The sequence below is a fragment of the Streptococcus sp. SM5 genome (assembly GCF_027497975.1).
Genome location: NZ_JAJNSC010000005.1, coordinates 56,140 through 80,113 on the forward strand (window position 1 = coordinate 56,140; position 23,974 = coordinate 80,113).

At 37.9% G+C, this 23,974-nt stretch carries 21 protein-coding genes; 4 read left to right on the forward strand and 17 right to left on the reverse strand.

Annotated elements, in window-relative coordinates; genetic code table 11:
• Nucleotides 1-96 precede the first annotated feature (96 nt).
• From PAN07_RS05170 to PAN07_RS05185, 4 genes are all read left to right on the forward strand, one after another.
• Nucleotides 97-1,413 (forward strand): FAD-containing oxidoreductase, encoded by a 1,317-nt coding sequence (locus PAN07_RS05170; protein WP_269797366.1) that lies wholly within the window; start codon nucleotides 97-99, stop codon nucleotides 1,411-1,413.
• A gap of 88 nt (nucleotides 1,414-1,501) precedes the next feature.
• Nucleotides 1,502-2,845: a lipid II isoglutaminyl synthase subunit MurT gene (murT, locus tag PAN07_RS05175; RefSeq protein WP_269797367.1), complete on the forward strand. Its 1,344-nt coding sequence runs from the start codon at nucleotides 1,502-1,504 to the stop codon at nucleotides 2,843-2,845.
• Nucleotides 2,845-3,627 carry a lipid II isoglutaminyl synthase subunit GatD gene (gene gatD / locus PAN07_RS05180; RefSeq protein WP_269797368.1) on the forward strand — a complete coding sequence of 261 codons (783 nt, stop codon included), beginning with the start codon at nucleotides 2,845-2,847 and terminating at the stop codon, nucleotides 3,625-3,627. Before murT ends, gatD begins: the two co-directional genes overlap by 1 nt.
• Nucleotides 3,628-3,742: 115 nt before the next feature.
• Nucleotides 3,743-4,825, forward strand: coding sequence for a Xaa-Pro peptidase family protein (locus tag PAN07_RS05185; RefSeq protein WP_269797369.1), 1,083 nt, complete (start codon nucleotides 3,743-3,745; stop codon nucleotides 4,823-4,825).
• Between the two features lie 46 nt (nucleotides 4,826-4,871).
• Here PAN07_RS05185 and PAN07_RS05190 read toward each other — a convergent pair whose 3' ends face one another.
• From PAN07_RS05190 to PAN07_RS05270, 17 genes are all read right to left on the reverse strand, one after another.
• Nucleotides 4,872-5,414 carry a GNAT family N-acetyltransferase gene (locus tag PAN07_RS05190; RefSeq protein WP_269797370.1) on the reverse strand — a complete coding sequence of 181 codons (543 nt, stop codon included), beginning with the start codon at nucleotides 5,412-5,414 and terminating at the stop codon, nucleotides 4,872-4,874.
• Between the two features lie 107 nt (nucleotides 5,415-5,521).
• Nucleotides 5,522-6,346, reverse strand: coding sequence for an ammonia-dependent NAD(+) synthetase (gene nadE, locus PAN07_RS05195; protein ID WP_269797371.1), 825 nt, complete (start codon nucleotides 6,344-6,346; stop codon nucleotides 5,522-5,524).
• Nucleotides 6,346-7,803, reverse strand: a complete 1,458-nt coding sequence (locus tag PAN07_RS05200) for a nicotinate phosphoribosyltransferase (protein WP_269797372.1) — start codon at nucleotides 7,801-7,803, stop codon at nucleotides 6,346-6,348. The genes nadE and PAN07_RS05200 overlap by 1 nt, the downstream gene beginning before the upstream one ends.
• A 101-nt stretch (nucleotides 7,804-7,904) precedes the next feature.
• Nucleotides 7,905-8,390 (reverse strand): DUF6773 family protein, encoded by a 486-nt coding sequence (locus tag PAN07_RS05205; RefSeq protein WP_269797373.1) that lies wholly within the window; start codon nucleotides 8,388-8,390, stop codon nucleotides 7,905-7,907.
• Nucleotides 8,380-8,589: a helix-turn-helix transcriptional regulator gene (locus PAN07_RS05210; protein ID WP_006151491.1), complete on the reverse strand. Its 210-nt coding sequence runs from the start codon at nucleotides 8,587-8,589 to the stop codon at nucleotides 8,380-8,382. The genes PAN07_RS05205 and PAN07_RS05210 overlap by 11 nt, the downstream gene beginning before the upstream one ends.
• A gap of 149 nt (nucleotides 8,590-8,738) precedes the next feature.
• The gene (locus PAN07_RS05215; RefSeq protein ID WP_269797374.1) at nucleotides 8,739-9,149 is read right to left on the reverse strand and encodes a GNAT family N-acetyltransferase; all 411 of its coding nucleotides are present in this window, start codon (nucleotides 9,147-9,149) and stop codon (nucleotides 8,739-8,741) included.
• 112 nt (nucleotides 9,150-9,261) lie between these two features.
• The gene (gene greA / locus PAN07_RS05220; RefSeq protein WP_269797375.1) at nucleotides 9,262-9,744 is read right to left on the reverse strand and encodes a transcription elongation factor GreA; all 483 of its coding nucleotides are present in this window, start codon (nucleotides 9,742-9,744) and stop codon (nucleotides 9,262-9,264) included.
• Nucleotides 9,745-9,818: 74 nt separating this feature from the next.
• Nucleotides 9,819-11,468, reverse strand: a complete 1,650-nt coding sequence (gene mltG, locus PAN07_RS05225) for an endolytic transglycosylase MltG (protein ID WP_269797479.1) — start codon at nucleotides 11,466-11,468, stop codon at nucleotides 9,819-9,821.
• A 68-nt stretch (nucleotides 11,469-11,536) separates the two neighbouring features.
• Nucleotides 11,537-12,037 (reverse strand): N-acetyltransferase, encoded by a 501-nt coding sequence (locus PAN07_RS05230; protein ID WP_269797376.1) that lies wholly within the window; start codon nucleotides 12,035-12,037, stop codon nucleotides 11,537-11,539.
• Entirely contained in the window at nucleotides 12,034-12,549 is a 516-nt protein-coding gene (locus PAN07_RS05235) for a GNAT family N-acetyltransferase (protein WP_269797377.1), read from the reverse strand. The genes PAN07_RS05230 and PAN07_RS05235 overlap by 4 nt, the downstream gene beginning before the upstream one ends.
• A gap of 9 nt (nucleotides 12,550-12,558) precedes the next feature.
• Nucleotides 12,559-13,893, reverse strand: coding sequence for a UDP-N-acetylmuramate--L-alanine ligase (murC, locus tag PAN07_RS05240; RefSeq protein WP_269797378.1), 1,335 nt, complete (start codon nucleotides 13,891-13,893; stop codon nucleotides 12,559-12,561).
• Between the two features lie 14 nt (nucleotides 13,894-13,907).
• Nucleotides 13,908-14,498: a cystathionine gamma-synthase gene (locus tag PAN07_RS05245; RefSeq protein WP_269797379.1), complete on the reverse strand. Its 591-nt coding sequence runs from the start codon at nucleotides 14,496-14,498 to the stop codon at nucleotides 13,908-13,910.
• Between the two features lie 58 nt (nucleotides 14,499-14,556).
• Complete coding sequence (locus PAN07_RS05250) at nucleotides 14,557-17,643, reverse strand: DEAD/DEAH box helicase (RefSeq protein WP_269797380.1); 3,087 nt, start codon at nucleotides 17,641-17,643, stop codon at nucleotides 14,557-14,559.
• 90 nt (nucleotides 17,644-17,733) lie between these two features.
• Nucleotides 17,734-18,900: a MalY/PatB family protein gene (locus tag PAN07_RS05255; protein ID WP_269797381.1), complete on the reverse strand. Its 1,167-nt coding sequence runs from the start codon at nucleotides 18,898-18,900 to the stop codon at nucleotides 17,734-17,736.
• Nucleotides 18,901-18,904: 4 nt separating this feature from the next.
• On the reverse strand, nucleotides 18,905-19,999 hold the full coding sequence (locus tag PAN07_RS05260) for a cystathionine gamma-synthase (protein ID WP_269797382.1): 1,095 nt from the start codon (nucleotides 19,997-19,999) through the stop codon (nucleotides 18,905-18,907).
• Between the two features lie 142 nt (nucleotides 20,000-20,141).
• Nucleotides 20,142-22,100 (reverse strand): peptide ABC transporter substrate-binding protein, encoded by a 1,959-nt coding sequence (locus PAN07_RS05265; RefSeq protein ID WP_269797383.1) that lies wholly within the window; start codon nucleotides 22,098-22,100, stop codon nucleotides 20,142-20,144.
• Nucleotides 22,101-22,288: 188 nt separating this feature from the next.
• Nucleotides 22,289-23,911, reverse strand: coding sequence for a polysaccharide biosynthesis protein (locus PAN07_RS05270; RefSeq protein ID WP_269797384.1), 1,623 nt, complete (start codon nucleotides 23,909-23,911; stop codon nucleotides 22,289-22,291).
• Nucleotides 23,912-23,974 lie beyond the last annotated feature (63 nt).

Here is a 23,974-nt window from a genome sequence, read left to right on the forward strand (position 1 = left end):
GTTTTAAAAAAATGTAATCCCTTTATTTTAGCGTAGCAGAATTGTGAAAAAATTTTCTTCTTGTGCTAGAATGAAATCAAACAGGAGGATTTAAAAATGTTAACATACGATTTAATTGTCATTGGATTTGGTAAGGCAGGTAAAACTCTTGCTGCCAAACTAGCTTCAGCTGGTAAAAAAGTTGCCCTTATCGAACGCAATAAGGCAATGTACGGTGGAACTTGTATCAACATCGGTTGTATTCCAACTAAAACCTTGTTAGTTGCTGCAGAAAAGAACTTGTCATTTGACGAGGTTATGGCAACAAAAAATACAATTACGAGCCGCCTCAATGGTAAAAACTATGCTACTATCGCTGGTACTGGAGTTGATATCATTGATGCTGAAGCCCACTTTGTTTCTAATAAAGTCATCGAAATTCAAGCTGGTGATGAAAAACAAGAACTAACTGCTGAAACAATCGTCATCAACACTGGTGCTGTTTCAAACGTTTTGCCTATTCCAGGACTATCTACTAGCAAGAATGTCTTTGATTCAACTGGCATCCAAAACTTGGAACAATTACCAGAGAAACTTGGAATCCTTGGTGGTGGAAATATTGGTCTTGAGTTTGCTGGTCTCTACAATAAACTCGGAAGCAAGGTAACAGTCTTAGATGCTTTAGATACTTTCCTACCTCGCGCAGAACCTTCCATTGCTGCTCTTGCTAAACAATACATGGAAGAAGATGGTATTGAATTGCTTCAAAACATCCATACTACTGAAATCAAAAACGATGGTGACCAAGTTCTTGTTGTGACTGAAAATGAAACCTATCGTTTCGATGCCCTTCTCTACGCAACAGGACGTAAACCAAATGTAGAACCACTTCAACTTGAAAATACAGATATTGAACTAACTGAACGTGGTTCTATCAAGGTGGACAAACATTGTCAAACAAACGTTCCTGGTGTCTTTGCAGTTGGAGATGTCAACGGTGGACTTCAATTTACCTATATTTCACTAGATGACTTTCGTGTTGTTTACAGCTACCTTGCTGGTGATGGCAGTTACACACTTGAAGACCGTCTTAATGTTCCAAACACCATGTTCATCACACCAGCACTTTCACAAGTTGGTTTGACCGAAAGCCAAGCAGCTGATTTGAAACTTCCATACGCTGTTAAGGAAATCCCTGTTGCTGCTATGCCTCGTGGTCATGTAAATGGTGACCTTCGTGGAGCCTTCAAAGCTGTTGTCAACACTGAAACTAAAGAAATTCTCGGAGCAACTATCTTCTCTGAAGGTTCACAAGAAATCATCAATATCATTACTGTTGCTATGGACAACAAAATTCCTTACACTTACTTCACAAAACAAATCTTCACTCACCCAACCTTGGCTGAAAACTTGAATGACTTATTTGCGATTTAATAATAGAAAGCAGTCCGATAAAGGGCTGTTTTTTTCTTATCTAAAATCTCAATTCTATCTTTTCCATCTTTTATGATATAATAGAAACATGAAACTTGAAACTACTTTTGGGCTCCTAGTTGGACGTTCTTCTCACTTTATTTTAAGTCGTCTTGGACGTGGAAGTACGCTCCCAGGAAAACTTGCCCTTCAATTTGATAAAGATATTTTACAGCATCTAGCAAAAAACTATGAGATTGTCGTGGTAACTGGTACGAATGGTAAAACCTTGACAACAGCCCTTACTGTCGGGATTTTAAAAGAAGTCTATGGCCAAGTATTAACCAATCCAAGTGGCGCCAACATGATTTCAGGAATCACCACTACTTTTTTGAATGCAAAATCCTCTAAAACAGGTAAAAATATAGCCGTCCTAGAAATCGACGAAGCCAGTCTCTCGCGTATCTGTGACTACATCCAACCTAGTCTCTTTGTTATCACTAATATTTTCCGTGACCAGATGGACCGCTACGGTGAGATTTACACTACCTATAAGATGATTCTGGATGCCATCCGAAAGGTTCCTACTGCTACGGTTCTTCTTAATGGAGATAGTCCACTTTTCTACAAGCCAGCTATTCCTAATCCTATTCAATATTTTGGCTTTGACTTAGAAAAAGGGCCAGCTCAGTTGGCACACTACAATACCGAGGGTATCCTATGTCCTAATTGCCACAGCATTCTCAAGTATGAACTTAATACTTATGCTAACTTAGGGGCTTATATCTGCGAGAATTGCGGATGCAAACGCCCTGATTTAGACTATCGAGTGACAGAACTGGTCGAGTTAACCAACAATCGCTCTCGCTTTGTTATCGACGACCAAGAATACGGTATTCAAATCGGTGGACTCTACAATATCTACAATGCCCTTGCCGCTGTTGCTATTGCTCGCTTCCTTGGAGCTCAACCACAACTTATCAAGCAAGGATTTGATAAGAGCCGTGCTGTCTTTGGACGACAAGAAACTTTCCAAATCGGAGATAAGGAATGCACACTCGTCCTTATCAAGAACCCTGTAGGAGCTACTCAAGCGATAGAGATGATTAAATTGGCTCCATATCCGTTTAGTTTATCAGTTCTTCTCAATGCGTTCTATGCAGATGGTATTGATACCAGTTGGATTTGGGATGCTGACTTTGAACAAATTACTGATATGGACATTCCAGAAATCAATGCTGGAGGAGTTCGCCATTCTGAAATTGCTCGTCGTCTTCGTGTTACTGGTTATCCAGCTGATAAAATCACTGAAACGAGCAGCTTGGAACAAGTTCTTAAAACGATTGAAAATCAAGACTGCAAGCATGCCTATATCCTTGCGACATACACAGCTATGCTTGAATTTCGAGAATTACTAGCTAATCGTCAGATTGTTAGAAAGGAGATGAACTAATGGTTTATACTTCACTTTCATCAACAGACGGCAACTATCCATACCAACTAAATATAGCCCATCTCTATGGAAACCTTATGAATACATACGGAGATAATGGAAATATCCTCATGCTCAAGTATGTAGCTGAAAAGCTTGGTGCCCATGTTACAGTTGACATCGTTTCTCTCCATGATGATTTTGATGAGAACTACTATGATATTGCCTTCTTTGGTGGTGGTCAAGACTTTGAACAAAGCATCATTGCTGGTGATCTACCTGCTAAAAAAGATAATATTGATAACTTTATCCAAAATGATGGTGTCGTTCTTGCTATCTGTGGTGGTTTCCAACTATTAGGCCAATATTATATTGAAGCTTCTGGCAAGCGTATCGAAGGATTGGGTGTTATGGGACACTACACACTCAACCAAACCAATAACCGCTTCATCGGTGACATTAAAATTCATAATGAAGAATTCGATGAAACCTACTATGGATTTGAAAATCACCAAGGTCGCACCTTCCTCTCAGATGAGCAAAAACCACTCGGTCAGGTTGTATACGGAAATGGAAATAATGAAGAAAAAATCGGTGAAGGTGTTCACTATAAAAATGTTTTCGGTTCTTATTTCCACGGACCTATCTTATCTCGAAATGCAAATCTAGCCTATCGCTTGGTCACTACTGCCCTTAAGAAAAAATATGGTCAGGACATCGTTTTACCAACTTACGAGGATATTCTCAGCCAAGAAGTTGCTGAAGAATATGGCGATGTTAAGAGCAAGGCTGACTTTACTTAAAATTCTAATTCCAAGGAGCCTAGCTTTCTTGGAATTTTTTTGTATCCTTTTCTCCTTCTCCCTTGCTTTTTCTCCTATTTTTTGCCAAAATAGAGGGGTAGAAAGAAGGTAGCTTATGTCTAAATTACAACAAATCCTAACATATCTTGAAACAGAAAAACTAGACGTCGCTGTCGTATCTGACCCCGTCACTATCAATTATCTAACTGGATTCTACAGTGATCCACACGAACGTCAAATGTTCCTTTTTGTCCTTGCAGATCAGGAACCGCTTCTCTTCGTTCCAGCACTTGAGGTTGAACGTGCGACTAGCACTGTCTCTTTCCCAGTAGTTGGCTACGTGGACTCTGAAAACCCTTGGAAGAAAATCCAAAATGCCTTGCCGCAGCTTGATTTCAAACGTGTAGCAGTTGAGTTTGATAATCTCATCTTAACTAAATATCACGGTTTGAAAACTGTCTTTGAAAGTGCTGAGTTTGAGAACTTAACTCCATTGATCCAACGCATGCGCCTCATCAAATCAGCAGACGAAGTGCAAAAGATGATGGTTGCAGGTGTTTACGCCGACAAGTCTGTTAAAGTTGGTTTTGATAATATCTCTCTTGATAATACGGAAACTGATATCATTGCGCAGATTGACTTTGCTATGAAACGTGAAGGCTATGAAATGAGCTTTGATACCATGGTCTTGACTGGTGATAATGCTGCAAATCCACATGGTATTCCTGGAGCTAACAAGGTTGAAAACAATGCCCTTCTCCTCTTTGACCTCGGTGTGATGGTGAATGGTTATGCATCAGATATGACTCGTACAGTCGCTGTTGGTAAACCTGACCAGTTCAAGATAGATATTTACAACTTGACTCTAGAAGCTCAACAAGCTGCCCTTGACTTTATCAAACCTGGTGTAACAGCTCATGAGGTTGACCGTGCGGCTCGTGAGGTTATCGAAAAAGCCGGCTACGGTGAGTACTTCAATCACCGTCTCGGTCACGGTATCGGTATGGATGTCCACGAATTCCCTTCAATCATGGAAGGAAACGACATGGTCATCGAAGAGGGTATGTGCTTCTCAGTTGAACCTGGTATCTATATTCCTGGTAAAGTCGGTGTCCGCATCGAAGACTGTGGAGTTGTGACCAAAGATGGCTTTGACCTCTTTACAAGTACCAGCAAAGATTTGCTTTATTTTGATTAAATAGTATTTTATAAAAAATAAGATGGAAAAGTGAGACTTTTCCATCTTATTTTTTGATTTGATAATAAATTTTATCAGCTATATAACCTTTTCGTTCAACTGCATTTGGAATCGTCTTCCAAAAAGTCATTCCAGCATTTTCCATGACACAACCAGAGGCAGGATTTAAACTTGCATAGCAAGCATCTACCTGGTCAAAACCAATCTCATCCAAACAGTATGATAAAACAGCCTTCAAGGCTTCTGTCATGATCCCTCGTCCCCAATAGTCCATCCCTAAGATATATCCAATCTCACAGCTAGATTTTTCTTCATCCATACTGACCAGACTAATATCTCCAATGACATATTCTGAATTATCTTTGAGACAAATAGCCCATTTGTAATAGTTAGGATTGTCATAGGATGCTACCCAATTGCCAATAGAGTTTCGAGTCTGTTCAACATTCAGGTGTGGATCCCAAGTAACATAGGTTAGATTATCTAGACGAGAAGCCCAATTCTCAAACATAGCTTGAGCATCACCTTCACAAAAGCGTCTCAATATCAACCGTTCGGTATGTAGTGTCTTTGTACCAATAGACTTCATAATACAACCTCACTTTCCTATTTCATGTCAATATGAGAAAAAGGTCCCCCGGACCTTCCTCGTTCTCCTGTTTCTAGACTCGGGGTAAAAACCTCCCCCGGAGGTTTTTACTCCCAAAACGTATCAAACACTGTGATTGGTAGGTGACGTTTGTGTTGACCTTTATACCACCATTTTTCAATGATTGCTTGAGCTTCTGGACTGATCTGTTTACCTTCAAGATAGTCATCAATCTCTGCGTAAGTTACACCTAGTGCAACTTCATCTGCCAAGCCTGGTTTTTCTTCTTCCAGATCTGCGATTGGTACTTTTTCATAGAGTGCCGGATCAGCTCCAAGCTCAATCAATAGTTGTTTTCCTTGACGTTTGTTGAGACGATAAAGAGGAAGAATATCCGCTCCGCCGTCACCGAACTTAGTAAAGAAACCTGTGACATTTTCGGCGGCATGGTCAGTACCAATAACGGCTCCACTATAAGAACCTGCTATGGCATATTGAGCAATCATACGACTTCGAGCCTTGATATTTCCTTTGTTAAAGTCTGTCATCGAACTTCCAGTAACCTCTACTGCCGCTACCATCGCATCTACAGACTCTTTAATATTCACTACTAAACTGACATCTGGTTGGATGAAAGCCAAAGCTTTTTGAGCATCATCCTCGTCGGCTTGAATGCCATAAGGTAAGCGAACTGCGATAAATTTATAAGAATCATCACCGGTTTCAGCTCTCATTTCTTCCATAGCTAGTTGGGCAAGGCGACCAGCTAGAGTTGAGTCTTGTCCTCCAGAAATTCCCAATACAAAACTTTTAAGGAAAGGATGTTTTTTTAGGTATCTCTTTAGAAAATCGATCGAACGACGAATCTCCTCTTGCGGATCAATGACAGGTTTAACACCCAGTTGCTGGATAATACTTTCTTGTAGAGTCATTACTCTTCTCCTTGTCCTAATGCTGCCTTACGCATCTTGTCAATCAAGTCCATCTTGTCTTGCCAAATATCATGTGCTAAGTCTACTGGATAATGTTGTGGATTAAGAACACGTTTGTACTCGTCCCAGAGTTTATCAAATTCTTTACGAGCGTAGGCTTGAATTTCAGGTAAAGTCGGTAAATCATAAACTAGCTTACCATCCTTGAAAATATTAACCAAGAGAGGAACTGCATCGAAATTACGGACAGTTTTATTGATATAGGTATAGGTTGGGTGGAACATCTTGAGTTCAGTCATACTAGACACATCAACTCCGTTATAGGTGATATAATCACCCTCAGATTTTCCTTTTTCTCGACTGGTAATACGCCAAACTTGCTTCTTACCTGGGGTTGAAACTTTTTCAGCATTACTAGAGAGTTTGATGGTGTTACGCATGTGACCATCTTGATCCTCAATCGCCACAATCTTATATACTGCTCCAAGTGCAGGTTGATCATAGGCAGTGATTAGTTTAGTCCCAACACCCCAAACATCAATCTTAGCCCTCTGCATTTTAAGGTTAAGAATGGTATTTTCATCAAGGTCATTTGATGCATAGATTTTCGCATCAGGGAATCCTGCCTCGTCTAATTGATGACGAACCTTCTTAGAAATATAGGCGATATCTCCTGAATCGATACGGACACCCTTAAAGTTAATCTTATCTCCCAATTCTCTTGCAACCTGAATGGCAGCAGGAACACCGATACGAAGAGTATCATAAGTATCTACAAGAAATACACAATCACGATGCGTTGAGGCATAAGCTTTAAAGGCCTCATAATCATTACCATATACCTGTACCAAGGAATGAGCGTGAGTGCCTAGAACAGGAATTCCAAAGAGTTTACCTGCACGCACATTACTGGTTCCATTTGCACCACCGATTACAGCAGCACGCGTTCCCCAAATCGCTGCATCCATTTCTTGGGCACGACGTGTTCCAAATTCCATCAAAGGCTCATCTTCAATGACAGAACGAATACGAGCAGCCTTTGTCGCTATCAAAGTTTGAAAGTTGACGATGTTCAAGAGAGCTGTTTCAACCAATTGGCATTGGGCTAGAGGACCTTCTACCTGAACGATTGGCTCGTTGGCAAAAACCAAATCTCCTTCCCGAGCAGAACGAACCGTCAACTCCAATTTGAGATTACGGAGATAGTCTAAAAATGCACCATGATAACCAAGTGATTCTAGATAATCAATATCACTATCTGAAAAGCGTAAGTTTTCTAGGTATTTTACTATTCTCTCTAACCCTGCAAAAACAGCATAGCCGTTATTAAACGGTTGTTGGCGGAAATAAACCTCAAAAACAGCTTTCTTATTATGAATGCCTTGGTCAAAGTAGACCTGCATCATGTTAATCTGATACAAATCCGTGTGTAAAGTTAAGCTATCATCTTTGTACATATGAGTCCTTCTTTCCTGTTTCTAAAAAAGGAAACAGATTCTTTATAAATTAGTACCATTATAGCATAATTTAGGAGGTTTGGCTTAAGCTTAATAACCTTTTAGCTTCTTTCTAACTTATCTAAGTCTTCTTCATATTTTTTCTGGGCCCATTGACCATAACTTTTCAATCCTAAGTTCCCGATAAAGACCCAAGGAAGATAAAGGAGATATGTAATGACCCAAGCAGACAAATATTTAAAGTTTAGAGGATTATGCTCATAAATTTCTAAATTGAATTGATAGTTTTGTAGCATTAAAATAGTTGTGATGAGTAGTGTTACTAACAGGCATCCTAAAATTGTAAAATGAAAACGACTATAGTAGTTCACACCCAAATCTCGAGCACGGCCGAAAAAGTAAGAAGTTCCAATAATGATAATGATGAGAATCATTCTCGGATTAAAAAGACTTGGTGCTAATACTGCAATCATATAAGATAAAAGCAAGAAAGCTATAGAGATATAGAAACTTTCAGCCCCCGCTTTATTCATCAGTTGTTCTTCTCTTTCATCCAGTAATTGATAATAAAATAATCTATTTTTCATCTTCTTCCTCCCAAAATAATTGATCTAGAGTTTTCCCTAAACATCTGCAAATAGACTGACAAAGGGATAGACTAGGATTATATTTGCCAGCTTCTATCAAACCGATAGTCTGCCTAGTGACACCCACAGCTTCTGCCAAATCACCTTGTGTCATGTCAAGCTCCACTCGAGCTAACTTTAATTTTAAATTCTTAACCACTTGTTACCTCCTCTAAAATTTTAAAAAGTCGCGCTTCTTTTCTCAACTTTATTATATCATATATTTTACATTATGCAACATATATCTGTCATTTTGTTAATTTTTTTTAACAAAAATCTCTACCACTTACATGATAGAGAGTTCTGTGCTTACAAATCTTTTTGATAATAGTGTCTTTGTCCAGTGTATGGATAATCCTTCAATGTAAAAACTTCCTTATAGCCATGCTTTTGATAAAAGGCTGGTGCTTGAAACTGATAAGTATTGACAAAAGCAAAGCAACAGTTTCTCTTTTTAGCTTCACTTTCTGCTTGCTGCAATAGTTGAGAGCCGATTCCTTGTCCCCGCAAATTCTCTGTCACAAATAAATACTCTATTTCTAACCAATTCCCGAAAGTCTCTGCTACTAAGCCAGCCAGGAGTTGACCATTATCATCTTCGATATAAATATTAAGAGGCTCGCTTTCCACTGGTTCTCTCTTGGAACGATTATAAGAGCGAATCAAATTCCCTATTTCAAGTGCTTTCTGGGACACTTTATTTTCCAATCTTATCTTCATTAAAACCTCCTTAAGACACTTATAGCTTGATTATAAGCATATTTTGATAGACTGTCAAACTAAAAAACTCATCAACTACCTTGATGAGTTTTTTTAGTTCATAAATTTCCACTTAAACCGTTTTTTCAACTTTTAAGATTTTAACATCGTAGCTACCAACTGGTGTTTCAATAGTAGCTGTATCACCTTTTTTCTTACCAATCAAGGCTTGACCAATTGGGCTTTCATTTGAAACTTTTCCTGCAAAGGCATCTGCCCCAGCTGAACCAACGATGATGTATACTTCTTCATCTTCTTCGCCAATTTCTTGAATAGTAACTGTACGACCAATGGCAACCTCATCCTGAGCAACGGCATCGCTGTTGACAATTTCAGCATAACGGATTTTAGTTTCCAAACTAGAGATTTGACCTTCAACAAAGGCTTGCTCATCTTTTGCTGCTTCGTACTCACTGTTCTCTGACAAGTCACCATATGAGCGTGCAATCTTAATACGTTCAACAACTTCTGGACGACGAACAAGTTTCAACTCTTCTAATTCTTTTTCGAGTTTTTCTTTTTCTTCAATCGTCATTGGGTATGTTTTTTCTACCATTTTTCTCAACTTTCTTTTACTTATCTATAGTATTTTATTCGTTAAAGCAAAATTATGTGGAAAACCACATAATTTTAGTTTGCATTATTTGATTGTTTTAATTTACTGTTGATGTGCTCTTCAACGTTTTTATCATGCTCTTCTTTCGTTGCTGCAAAGTAGACTTTTCCATCTTGAACATTCGCAACAAAGAAGAGATTATCACTCTTAGTTTGATTGATACTTGATTCGATGGCATCCAAGCTTGGGCTATCAACTGGACCAGGCATTAGGCCAATATTCGTATAAACGTTATAAGGTGAGTTGATTTCTGTGTTAATAGCCACATCATCAGCAAGACTGATCTTTTGACCAAGTTTACCCTCTGCATAAAGGATAGCGATATTGCTTTGAAGTGGCATACCTAGATTCAAACGGTTATAGAAGACTCCAGCGATAAGCTTACGATCTTCCGTTTTTGCCCCTTCCTTCTCTACAAGTGAAGCAATAGTTAAGAGTTCATTTACTGTTAGGTTCTTTTCCTTGATAGTAGCATAATGTGGAGAGAGGTTTTTGTCCATTGTAGCAAGCATTTCATCAATCAAGCTTTCAATAGTTGTGCTCTCTTTAATTGTATATGTTGCTGGGAATAGATAACCTTCTAAGCGATAACGAACACCACTATCTTTTGCAGGTAAACTTTCAAGAAGTTTTGGATATTTTGCAACCTCTTGAGCAATAAAGTTTTCATCTTGAACTTTAGCCATAAAAGCTTCAGCAGTCAAAGCTTCTTTAAAGTCACCTTGTAGTTGACCAACAGCTTGGGAAATCTGTTCAAGAGTGTAGCCTTCAGGAATAGTTAGATTTGCAAAGATTACTTCTTGAGGCTCTGGAGTTCCTCCTACTTGTAATGCTTTAATCAGATCTTCAGTACTCATACTTTTCTGTAAATTAAAATAACCAGATTTTAAATCCGAATAATTTTTATATTTTACATATGCTGTAAAAAGTAAACCATGTTTAACCAAACCTGATTTCTCAAGTATTGAGCCAATTTCTTGACTATTAGCCCCATTTGGAATATAAACTTTTACAAATTGCTTAGAAGATGAATCTACAGGTTGCAATGCTGACTTAGCATAGCGGTATCCATAAAAACCACCTACTCCAAGAAGAGCGAGTAGAATTAGTAAAGTTACTAAAAATCGTACAAAACGAAACTTCTTCTTTTTCTTAGTTGGTTTCACAGATTCTCTACGACTGCGTCTAGGAATATCTGCTTCCTCTGAGCTTGAATCTTCTTGAACTGGAATCACAACCGTTTCTTCGTCAATATTAGACGCAAAAGTTTCTTCTTCATTTTCAAGTTGTGAATCAAGCTGAGTTTGGTATGACACCGCAACTCGAGTAGGTGTTGAGTGAATTTCCTCTTCCACAACATCTGGTTGATTATGTTCAACAGACTCAACTGAGTCTTCTTCGGTAGCAAACGAACGAGGTGGAACGCTTGGTGCATTAGCAATCAATTGATCCACTGCAGACACAGAATTAGCAATTAATTCTTCTTCTGCTGTTTTACTTTCCGGTTTTTCTTGTTCTGATGTATAAGTATTTGTTAAAGTTTCAAATAGGTCACTTGTAGGTTCTGAAATCCTATCTTCTTTTTTTAGTCGTTCTAAATCTCGCAAAATTTGCTCTTTAAAACTTAGCTTTTCTTCTTCTCTTGAATTTTCGCTCAAAGGTATTACCTCCTTGTTGATAATCCATAATATTATATCTTAAAAACCAAATAAAAGCAACTATAGTTGGCTGTCTAAAACTTTTTCTCATTTTGCCAGACCATATTATACCATTCTTCTCCTGCAAACTTAGATTCAGATTTTCCTTCATTGATAAATCCATGCTTTTCGTAGTAGCTAATAAGATAATCATGGCAAGTCAGATTGATACCTTGGCGCTCGTGCTCCAGAGCAATGTTCTTTAAAGCTGTCAATAATTTTCGGCCAAGACCTAGAGATTGAGCTTCCTTAGCAACAGACAAACAAGTAATTGAAATGTAGCCACCAGAATGATGACTGTGGTCTTCAATTTCTTCTGTAAAAGATTTATCTTGCAAATATCTATGTGGCACTACAGGTCCTTCAATATAGCCTAAAATATGGCCGTCTTTTTCAGCAACCAAAAAGCTTGTCTTAATTTCTCTTAAATGTGCTTCAAAAACAGTACGTGGAATCGCTTCTTCCACAGAGAAGTTTTCCAACTCAATTTCTTGAATACGATCAAGATCCGCCAGTCTTGCTTCTCTGATTATCATATTTCCTCCTGATAATACGGATTATCCCAATGCATATGAAAATAAGGATCACTGCTGTTTTCCGATTCAGCAAAGCCATGTTCGATAAATGCATTCATCTCAAAATAAGACAGCATTTTATCAGTGCAGGGAAGATAAAGTCCGGATTTATTGGTTAAACGACTACTCTCTTTCAAAGCTGCTAGTAAAAGTGTCCCAAATCCTTGCCCTCGATAATCAGGATGAATCACCAAACTTAAAATGATAATAGGCACTTTACTAACAGAATGAATGTAGTCTATATCAAAAGCTGAATCCTTCGAACTTGTTTCAGTTAAATCAGCTCCTATAATAAAACCAATCACCTGCTCCTCAAGGCTAGCTAAGAGAAAAGTACCCGCATGGTTGCGGATACGTTCTTCTATCATTTCTTTACTAATATTTCTGCAGGAGTCAGCATTCTTTTCTATAATCAAGTAGATTTGATCCAAATCAGATGCTTGAGCCTCCCGAATTGATATTGGAAATTCCATAGTTATTCCTTACTGAACATTACTTGTCAAATTTGACAAGAGACGTTCGAATGAGTATTCATATGATTGAATGTCACCTGCTCCCATAAAGACGTATACAGCATTGTCATGGTCTAAGAGAGGAGACACATTTTCAACAGTGATAACTTGATGTTTTTTATCAATCTTGGCTGCTAAATCTTCAACCTTAACATCACCATGGTCAACTTCACGCGCTGAACCATAAATCTGAGCTAGGTAGACTGCATCAGCTTGATTCAAGGCTTGTGCAAAATCATCCAACAAAGCAATTGTACGAGTAAAGGTATGCGGTTGGAAAATAGCAACGATTTCCTTGCTTGGGTATTTTTGACGCGCAGCATCTAGAGTTGCAATGATTTCAGTTGGGTGATGCGCAAAATCATCGATAATGACTGTATCGTTAACAATCTTTTCTGTAAAGCGACGCTTAACGCCTCCAAAAGTATTCAAGTGTTCACGCACTAAATTCAAGTCAAATCCAGCTGTGTAAAGTAAGCCAATCACTGCTGTAGCATTCATGATGTTATGGCGTCCAAAGGTTGGAATATGGAATTGACCAAGATTTTCTCCACGGAAATAGACTGTAAAAGTAGAACCCGTCGTTGAACGAAGTAAATCACTTGCTACAAAGTCATTGTTTTTCTCTTCAAAACCATAGTAATAAATCGGAACATTGGCAGTAATCTTACGTAACTCTTCATCCTCACCATAGACAAACAAACCTTTAGTAATTTGTTTTGCATAATCATTAAAGGCATTGAATACATCCTCTAGACTAGTAAAGTAGTCTGGATGATCAAAATCGATATTGGTAATGATGGAGTATTCTGGATGATAAGGCATGAAGTGACGCTCATATTCATCTGATTCAAAGACAAAGTACTTGGCATTTTCAGATCCACGACCTGTACCATCTCCGATTAAATAACTTGTATCAGTGATATGTGATAAAACATGTGATAGGATTCCCGTCGTAGAAGTTTTACCGTGGGCTCCGGCTACCCCCATGCTGACAAAGTCACGCATAAAGCTTCCAAGAAACTCATGGTAACGTTTATAGCTAAGGCCGTTTTGGTCTGCATAAGCGATTTCAACATTATTATCAGGACGAAAAGCGTTTCCAGCGATAATTTCTAAATCTCCCTGCAAATTCTTCTCATCAAAAGGAAGAATAGTAATCCCTGCTTGCTCCAATCCACGTTGTGTAAAATAGTACTTGTCAACATCAGACCCTTGAACCTTATGTCCCATTTGATGTAACATCAAGGCCAAAGCACTCATACCTGATCCTTTGATTCCGATAAAATGATAGGTTTTTGCCATCTTATTCCCCTTTATTATTCTGTTATATTTGTCAAGTTAAGTTCTTGAGCAACTTTTCGTTCTTTTTCAGTTTGATTTTCTTTTTTGTTATATATTTGGCTTTTCTTCAAGAAATCAAAATTGTTTTTCTTTGAACCTAGATTATCCTCTTTAGAAGACTTTTGTATCTGAACTATATTCTCAGCCAAAATGTAATGACTTTGAGTCAATTTTTTACTGTATTTTGTATATTCTCCTGGATTCTCCTTTTGGAAAGGAGCCGTAGGCTGCTTCGATGGTTTAGCAATCTTAGAACTTTTATGGCGTCTTACATGCGTAATATCTTGTGTCAGATAACTAGCTGAACGTTTTTTCTTCAAATCCGCTCTTGCTTCTTCGCGAGCCAATTCAGCATAACTTTTTTCTGTTTTTTCAGAAACTTGCCTATTATGTTGTTGATTCGAAGGTTTATCCTTAATAATTGGTGACCACTCTAAGTAATTCTTGTCTTGGTAGTCTCCCTTGATATTACTAATAAAGTCTGATTCATCATATAAGTTCATGACTGGCATCTCTGATAGCATGATCTCATCATCTGATATTATTGGAAACCGGTTTTGATTCATTTTTATTTCCTTTCAATACTCCATTATAGCGTAAAGTCCTGATTTTTCAAGTCTTGTCTTACGATATTCCTAAAATTTCCCTGATTTCATCAAGAGTCAGACTTGCACGAGACTCAGTTCCATCCAAGACCTCTGAGACTAGATTCTTTTTCTGTTCTTGTAGCTCCTGAATCTTCTCCTCGATAGTGCCACGTGTTATCAATCTATAAACCTCAACAATCTTTTCTTGGCCCATTCTGTGTGCTCTACCAATAGCTTGAGATTCGACTGCAGGATTCCACCATAAATCAACCAAAATGACCGTATCAGCTCCTGTTAAATTTAGACCAACTCCACCAGCTTTAAGTGAAATTAAGAAGACATCTTTCTCACCTTGATTAAAATTCTTGGTCATCTCTTGACGTTCCTTAGAAGGTGTAGAACCTGTTATCTTAAATGATGATAAACCTAAATCAGGCAGCTCTTTCTCTATAAGATCCAACATACCTCTAAATTGAGAAAAAATTAGAACTCTGTGGCCACTTTCAGAAATCTGTATCAGGAGATCACGCAAACTATCTAGCTTGCCACTGGCCCCTTCATAATCATCCATAAACAAGGCTGGTGTATCACAAATCTGACGCAGACGCATGATACCCGTTAAAATATCTACACGGTTTTTTTGAAATTCTGTCTCTGTCACTTGGACCAAGCGCTCCTTCATCTGTTGGAGTTGCGCTAGATATATGGCTTTTTGTTGGTCTTCAAGTTCATTTTTATAGACTACTTCTATCAAGTCAGGTAACTCTGATAGAACTTCTTCCTTCTTGCGTCGCATAACAAAAGGTTTAATAAATTGAGATACCTGCTCAGCAGATAATTTCATAAAATTATTTTTTTCTGGTAGTAAACCTGGCAAGACGATTTGGAAAATGGACCACAGTTCTCCAAGATGGTTTTCAATTGGGGTTCCTGAAAGAGCAAAGATTGATGGTACGACAAACTGTCTTAAAATTTTAGCAATCTTAGTTTGCGCATTCTTCATCACTTGCGCTTCATCTAAAAATAGAAAGTCAAAAGACATCTGCTTGTATATGTCACTATCCTGACGGAAAGTTGCATAACTAGTAACATATATCTGATGTTTTTCTGCCAAAAGTGATTCTCGATTCGGTTTAAGTCCGTGGACAACGACCAAGTCTAAATCTGGTGCAAATTTTTTGAATTCATCAGCCCAATTATAAATTAGACCAGAAGGAGCTAAAATTAAAATTCTACTATCTTTCTTAATCTGGCTACTAATAAAGGCGATACACTGCAAGGTTTTCCCTAAACCCATATCATCAGCTAAAACCCCTCCAAAACCATAGTGATGGAGCATCTGAAGCCATTGAACTCCCTTTTTCTGATAGTCTCTTAATTGAGCTTGAATTTCTATTTTTTGCATGGGAAACTCCTCTGGATGTTTCAAATCACGCGCTAAATCTCGAAATTCATCCGATAAAGAGATGTTCTCTTGATTTTTAAATAGCTGAGATATGGTATAAGCCAGAGACTTGCGTGCTCTAAAGGAACCATCTCCAATCTCATCGATACCCAGATCTTCTATTTCCTGACGAACTTTTTTGGTCTCCTCATCAAAAAAGAACAATTCATTAAATGAGTTAATGTAAAAATCTTGATGACTAGCCAAAGCTTTCATAGCCAAGTCAATATCTTCTTTAGTAATTGCTTGAAAATCAAAATGAATATCTAATAAATTTCCCTGTGAAGAAACCTGAATCTGAGGTTTTTGAACTCGATAAAGTTCTTGCAACTTCCCAGAAATAGAAACTTCTCCAAACGATTGAAAGTCAGGGATGACCTTATGAAAGAAAGTATAGATAGCCTCAGATTTAAGAGCTTGACGCCAAGATTGAAATTCTGCCTCAAATCCAGAGGATAGAGCTAGTTGAAAAATCTTTTGTTCTAACTGAATATCGCTTGCAAAGGGGAGGGATTCTAGTTCTCTACGAGAGGTTATAAGACAAGATTTATAGTCAAATGTCATATCCAATCGAATGGAACCATCTTCTTCTCTATCAAAGTAAAAAAAGGGTTGAAAAGTTCTGATTTGAAGACTCTCTGGAGCTACTACTTTCCCTATTTTGCGAAGTTGAACTAATTGAGCAGCAAAAAAGTCTCGATCACTTTTATCAAACTGCAGAACTTTTCTCCCCTGATTATTCATAGGTAATTTTACTATTTTATCCAATAAACTAGCTTGCTCTTTTGACAAAAGATAAAAAGTACCTTTATGAAACAGAACCTGACCTCTATAAAACGAATTACTTCGCTTTTCTTCAGTAATATCCATCTCATAATAATTTGGATTTTCCATAATGTTAAAGGAGATAAAACCTGATGCTCCATCAAAATATTGAAACAAGATATGATGATAAGCTGCGACCTGATGCTCAAACTGAAAATCGTCTAACTCCATTAACAGGTTTACACCTTGCTCAAAAAAGGTTAATGGAAAATAAAGATGGCGCCCTTGATTTTTGAAGAAAAGGTTAGCATCTGATTGGTCTTCTATTAATCCCTGTAGAAAAACCAAGAGATTTCGGCTACTATCATCAAACTGAGAAAGTTCTATAGCAGATTCATATGTTTTACCAATCATATACCCTTTATGATTTTCTATAACCTTTAAAAATAAAGGAATGTCACGTATGACATAATATTTTTCAAATGGAGAAAGCCCTATTTTTAAAGTCCAAATAATACGATTAGTCCCTGCCTCTACCTGTCCATGTACAGATATTTGATATTTTTTAGGCAAATTAGGAGTTTGGATCATATCCAAGAATTGCTTCCCAAAAGACACTTGAGTCTCAACTTCTTCTTGTTTTTCCTGTCCAGTCTCTAAATTGATATAAATTTTACGACCCTTTTCATCATTTTTAAGATAATGCTCCAAGGCCGCTAAATGAACACAGTAAGCTTTTTTTTGAAAAAAGTCACAGCCGCAGAAAACCAAATCATCATCTAAACTATAGCGAATTTCTTCCTCATCTACTCGAGCAAAAAGACGAGTGTTTTTTTCTTTGATGATTTGAACCTTTCCAGTTTCATAGAGTTCTATTCCTTCAGTACGAATCTTCCCCGGAATCAATTTAGCCATATTTTCCCCTTTACTTTATCTCTTTATTATACCATATTTCTCCCTATGAAAATAGCCTTCTAGGATACTTTAGTCCTAAAAGGCTAGTTTTTAAAGATTTGAAAAAGTAGAAATGATTCGTTGGCAAACTTCTTCTAGGACAGATGTCGGCATGGATATATTTAAGCGAGCGTGAAGAGTTCCTTCTTCACCAAAGTCCAAGCCTCTGTTCAGGATAACCTTTGCTTCATCTCTCAAGAGTTTTCTTAATTCTTCATCGCTAATATCATAGTCTGAAAAATCAAGCCAAATGAGATAGGTCCCTTGAGGTTTCATGACTTTAATTTTAGTTTCTTTGCCAAATACATCCACTACATAATTGATGTGTTTCTCAATCAGTTCTTTGAGTTCTGTCAACCAATCTTCACCATAGCGATAGGCAACTTCTGTTGCTAAGTATCCTAATCCTGATATTTCATGCTGGTTATTAGCAAGTTGACGTTTTTGGAATGCCATTTTTAACTTGGGATTCTCAATAACGACATAGGAATTTTTTGTTCCTGCAATATTAAAAGTTTTAGTGGCACTGCTCAGAATCAAAGAGAAATCTTTAAAAGCTGGATTAACAGTATTGAAAGAATGGTGTTTGTGACCAAATAGGGTTAAATCTTGATGAATTTCATCTGATACTAACAGGACCCCGTGTTTTTGACAAAGCTGTCCAATTTTCTCAAGAACTTCTTTTTCCCAAACACGTCCACCAGGATTGTGGGGATTGCAAAGTAGATAAAGTTTTACGGTATTCTCCACCAAATCTTTCTCCAATTGCTCAAAGTCAATCTCAAAGAGTCCATCTTTTTCCACTAGAGAGTTGATGACCAATTTTCGGTTGTTGAGCTTAATACTACGGGCAAAAGGTGGATATACTGGTGTGTTAATAAGCACGGCTTGACCTTCATTGGTATAAGCTTGAATGGCTGTTGAAATAGCTGGTACTACTCCCTCGATAAAGATCAGGGAATCCTTATCGAAAGTATAACCATGCTGTTTTTCCTCCCAATTTTGAACAGCTTCAATCAAGCCATCACTAGCATAGGTATAGCCATAGACTAATTGCTCAGCATAGTCATGGACAGTCTGACGAATCTCAGGTAACACTTCAAAGTCCATATCAGCAATCCAGGCTGGCAATACATCTCGGTCAATCTCTGCTTCTTTCCATTTATAGGTATGATGTCCAAAACGATTTGGCAGAGTTGTAAAATCATATTTTCCCATAGTCTTATCCTTCCAAGGCTTGACGCAAATCTTCTATCAAATCTCTAACATCCTCAATACCAATAGACAAGCGCAATAGGTCATCTGTCAAACCATAAGAGTGACGAACTTCTGCAGGAATATCTGCATGGGTTTGAGTAGTTGGGTATGTAATTAGACTTTCTACACCACCCAGGCTTTCAGCAAAAGAGAATACTTTCAATGTATTTAAGATATGAGGGATACGCTTCTCATCCGCTACTTTAAAGGAAATCATCCCTCCACGACCTGTATACAAGACTTCTTTGACTGCAGGTGAGTGTTCTAAAAAGGCTACGATTTCCTGAGCATTCGCTGTTGAGCGCTCCATACGAAGTGATAAGGTCTTGAGACCACGAATCAACTGATAGCTATCAAATGGTGACAAAACAGCACCTGTGGTATTGAGATTGTAGAAAAGTTTTTCATATAGTCCTAAACTATTAGTTACAACTACACCTGCCAAGACATCATTATGTCCTGCAAGGTATTTGGTTGCTGAATGAAGGACCATATCAGCTCCTTCTTCTATCGGGCGTTGGTAAATAGGGCTGTAGAAGGTATTATCCACCACAACTGTCGCCCCTTTAGCATGAGCTAATTTTGACAATTTTTCAATATCAAATTCCAACATCAAAGGGTTGGTTGGTGTTTCGATATAAAGTACATCCACATCCTTTTCTAGCTCGTCAATTAGCTCTTCTTCTGTGTTGGCATAGGTAAAGTGGAAACGTCCTTCTTGCTCCACTTGATTGAACCATCGGAAAGAACCACCGTAAAGGTCACGGACAGCCAAAACTTTGCTTCCTACTGGAAAAATGCTAAAGGCTAACACAATCGCAGACATGCCTGAACTAGTCGCTAAAGCATACTTGGCTGATTCAATAGCTGCCAAGACTTCCTCTGCCTTGCTACGAGTTGGGTTTTTGGTGCGGGTATAGTCAAATCCAGTTGATTGACCAAATTCTGGGTGCTGATAAGTCGTTGAAAAGTGGATTGGTGTAACCAAAGCACCTGTCGTTTTATCTGATTTAATACCTGCTTGGGCTAAAATTGTGTTGATGTGAAATGATTTGCTCATACTTTACCTCCAAATCTATAGTAACTATTGTACCACTTATTTTGGATCCTTCGTTTTCTTGTTTTCAAGAGCTAGTTATAGTTTAAAACTATATGAAAAACGATAACCTCATCAAAGGTTACCGTTTTTAAATTTAGAGTCATTATTTAACGTGTTTAGCTAATTCTTCTTGGGCTTTTTTATTAGATTCTTCTTTTTCTTTCAGCCATTTTTGTCTAGCTTCTTCATACTCCGCCGTTGTGACAACCTTATCTTGCAACTTAACGTATTTGTATGATTCAACACCCTTGTTTCCTGCTTGAGAGAAGGCAGCAGAGAATGGTACAGTTCTTCTCAATCCAGGAGTTCCACCTTGAGAAACGTTTGGAAGAGCAAGCGCACTGTCAACTAACCAGGCTTGAGCTTCAGCGTACTTATCATAACGTTTGTTCAAATCTTGTTCAGTATTAGCTTCTTCTAACATCTTAGTATAGACATCCAAATCAACCGCAGTTGCTTTAGCATTGGTTTCACCAGGTTCTAGACCAAGGTTTTGCAATGAGCCACCACTTGTTAAACTTAGAGTATCAAGGTAGGTTGATGGATCTTGATAGTCAGGTCCCCAACCACCGTTATAGAGGTCATAGTCTTTTTGCGCTGCCGTATTTGCTAGATAACCAATACTATCCATTTCTTCTGTAGTCAGCATTTGAATATCGATAACGACATTATCTGCACCTAGAACAGATTCAATAGACTGTTTGAAAGAGCTTGCCTCTTGGACACCCTTCTTAAAGGTTTGGTCAACTGGTAAATCCAAGTGAATTGGGAATTGAACACCTTTGGCTTCAAGTTCTTTCTTAGCTTGAGCAAAGACTTCCTTAGCTTTATCAGCATTGTAGTAGGCATCTTGCGCATCATCAAAATTCATATTTTCCCATACTTTTCCGTAGTTAACCATCTTAGAAGCAACTACATCACCAAAGTCTTTTCCTTCAAGAGTTACAAATGTTGGTGGAACGAGCAAGTTTCTGACAATCTTAGTTGCTCCATCTTCCCCTTGAGATTGGGCACCATAAGCAGTACGGTCATAGGCAAAGTTGATAGCTTGACGGAATGATTTATTCAAAACTGCTTCTTGCTGAGCTGTTTTTTCAGCATCACTTGTTTTTGAAGTGTGGTTATATGATTTTCTATCTAGATTAAAGTTATAATAGTAGGATGTCGCATTTTGCATGCTATAAATAATATTATCTTTATACTTCTCTTTTACACCTGAGAAGCTTGAGCTATTTGGATAGAGACGGGCAAAGCTATAAACTCCCTCGCTAAAGCTACGAACTAGAGAATCTTGGTCACTTCCATCGTAGTAAGTCAACTTCACTTCGTCTACGAATACATTTTTAGCATCCCAGTAATTTGGATTTTTCTTGTATTCCATGACAGATTTAGAAGTGAAAGACTTGAGAATAAATGGTCCATTATACAAAAGATTTGCTGGATCCACTTTACCAAAGTCGTCCCCCTGAGAATTCAAGAAATCAGCATTAACTGGGAATAGAATGGTTGCAGTTGTTTTTGAGTTCCAATAAGGTTCTGGTTTTGTCAAGGTATATTGAACTGTTTGGTCATCAATAGCCTTAACTCCAACTGTTGAAAAGTCTGTTGTTTTTCCGTTGATATAATCATCCAAACCTGCTACAGAATCTTGTACGAGATACAAAGCTTCAGATTTTTTATCCGCAGCATATTTCAACCCTGTCACAAAATCTTGCGCAGTAACTGGAGCATACTCTTCACCTTCAGATGTATACCATTTAGCATCCTTACGAAGTTTATAAGTATATGTCAAACCATCTTGGGATACAGTCCAATCTTCTGCCAATGAAGGAATATAATTTCCATACTGGTCATTTTCCATCAAACCATCCACTAAGTTTGTAGCAACATCACCAGTAGTTGCACGGTTTTCTAAGAGATAGTTCAAACTAGAAGGATCGCTTGCGTATACATAGTTGTATACTTTAGAAGAGCTAGTCGAATTACCACAAGCTCCCAAAAGCAAACCAGCACTTAAGACGACGCCTGCTAACGTCAGGTATTTTGCCTTAGACTTTTTCATAAACAGAACCTCCAAATTTAAATATTTGTATCATTATACAGCTAATGTTTTTTTTAGTCAAGTAATTATGTTTAAAATTTTATTTTTTTCTACATTTTTTATATTTTTTTGTATTTTTTCAAGAAAAAAAGAACAATTTAGACTTTTTTACATAAAAAGTTCAAATTGTTCGTTTTATTTATAAACTGTTATGATAATTTTAAACGTGCACGTAAGCGATCTGCTTTAGCTGATCCAATGACCTTATCCAAAAGTCGCGTACGTAGACTCAGGACACCATAGACGCCTCCTCCCATAAGACCAATGATAGCAACATAGACGAAGCTCCATAGACGTCCGGTTGGTTGGAAGAAAAATCCTATTATCCATTGTATGAAACCAACTAGCAGGAACATCACTACGGTTAGGATAGAAATTAAGATAGTTCGTTTTAGAACAATATTTCGACGGATACCCGTCACCTGGCAAATATCACGGTACATTAAAACATTTGGAATAATCAATCCGATTGTTGTAGATATTAGCGGACCGTAACTGTGGAATAGAGCAATGGCTGGAAATTGTAGAACAATCTTCGCAATTGAGCCATAAACAAAATACAAGACTGCCTTACGGTTACGGAACATAGCCTGAAGCATTGGTGACAAGACCATGTACAAGCCTAGAATTGTTGATTGCAAGACCGCAAAGATAAATAAGCCCATAGCCAAGCCATCTGGCTTACCATAAAAGACTGTATAGAGTGGTTCACCTACCATGACTACTCCAACCGTTGCTGGTAAGAGGAATAGGAAGAGCATGGTGATACTATCTTGAACTAGACGAGAAGCTGCTGGCAAATCCCCCTTGACATAGTTCTCCGTCAAGAGAGGCAGACCAACGCTACCAATCGAAACTCCAACCGAAATCAAAATCATAGTGATTTTATTAGGATTGGCAGAGAAATAAGAAAACATGACAACTAAGTCTTCATTACTATAGTTGGTAAACCACTTCATGCTATTGATAAAGGTCATTTGGTCCAAGATTTGGAAAAGCTGAATAGCCGAACCAGTCAAGATAAAAGGAATAGCTTCCTTAATCGTATCAACCAAAAGACTCTTACTATCAATCTTATCTCGTGTTTCAAAAACTTTTTGGAGCAATCCTTCCTTATAAAGGAAATAAAGCAAGACTGCAAAACTAGCTACCATTCCCACAAAAGCAGCAAAAGTAGATTGAGTAACTGCTGATAGATAATCTTTTGAACCGAGCTTCATGATGATAAAGGTTGCTAAGAGCATCCAAATAACACGGATAACCTGCTCAGCAATTTGACTCATGGCATAAGGTTTAAGATTATTCAACCCTTGGAAAAATCCACGGATAACACTCATAGACGGGAAAATCAAGACAGCCCAAGATAGGCTCTGCATAATTGGGATTAACTCACTTCCAACACCTGAAAGGTCTGCTAACCACGGAGCCATGAAATATAAGATTAGGGCAAAGAAAACACCTAATCCTGTCATGAAGCCTAAGAAACTACGAATTAAGGCAAAACTATGCTCTTCCTCATTCATGGTATTATACTTAGCGACTTGCTTTGCGACTGCAACAGGAATACCCGCAGTCGAGATCAATAAGAACCATGCATAAATATTATAACCCATGGTGAAGAGCCCATTTGCCTTAGCGGCATATGTCCCCATCCAAATATACCAAGGAATAATGTAAATAGCCCCGAGCAGGCGGCTGATAAAATTACTAGCCGTTAGCCAAGCAGTCCCTCGCAACATCTGGGCTTGCTGATGATTATTTTCGTTAGACATAGCTTCCTCATTCATTTTTAATCACTAGGAAAAGTTCCTTATCTTCCATTATAAACTTTTCCT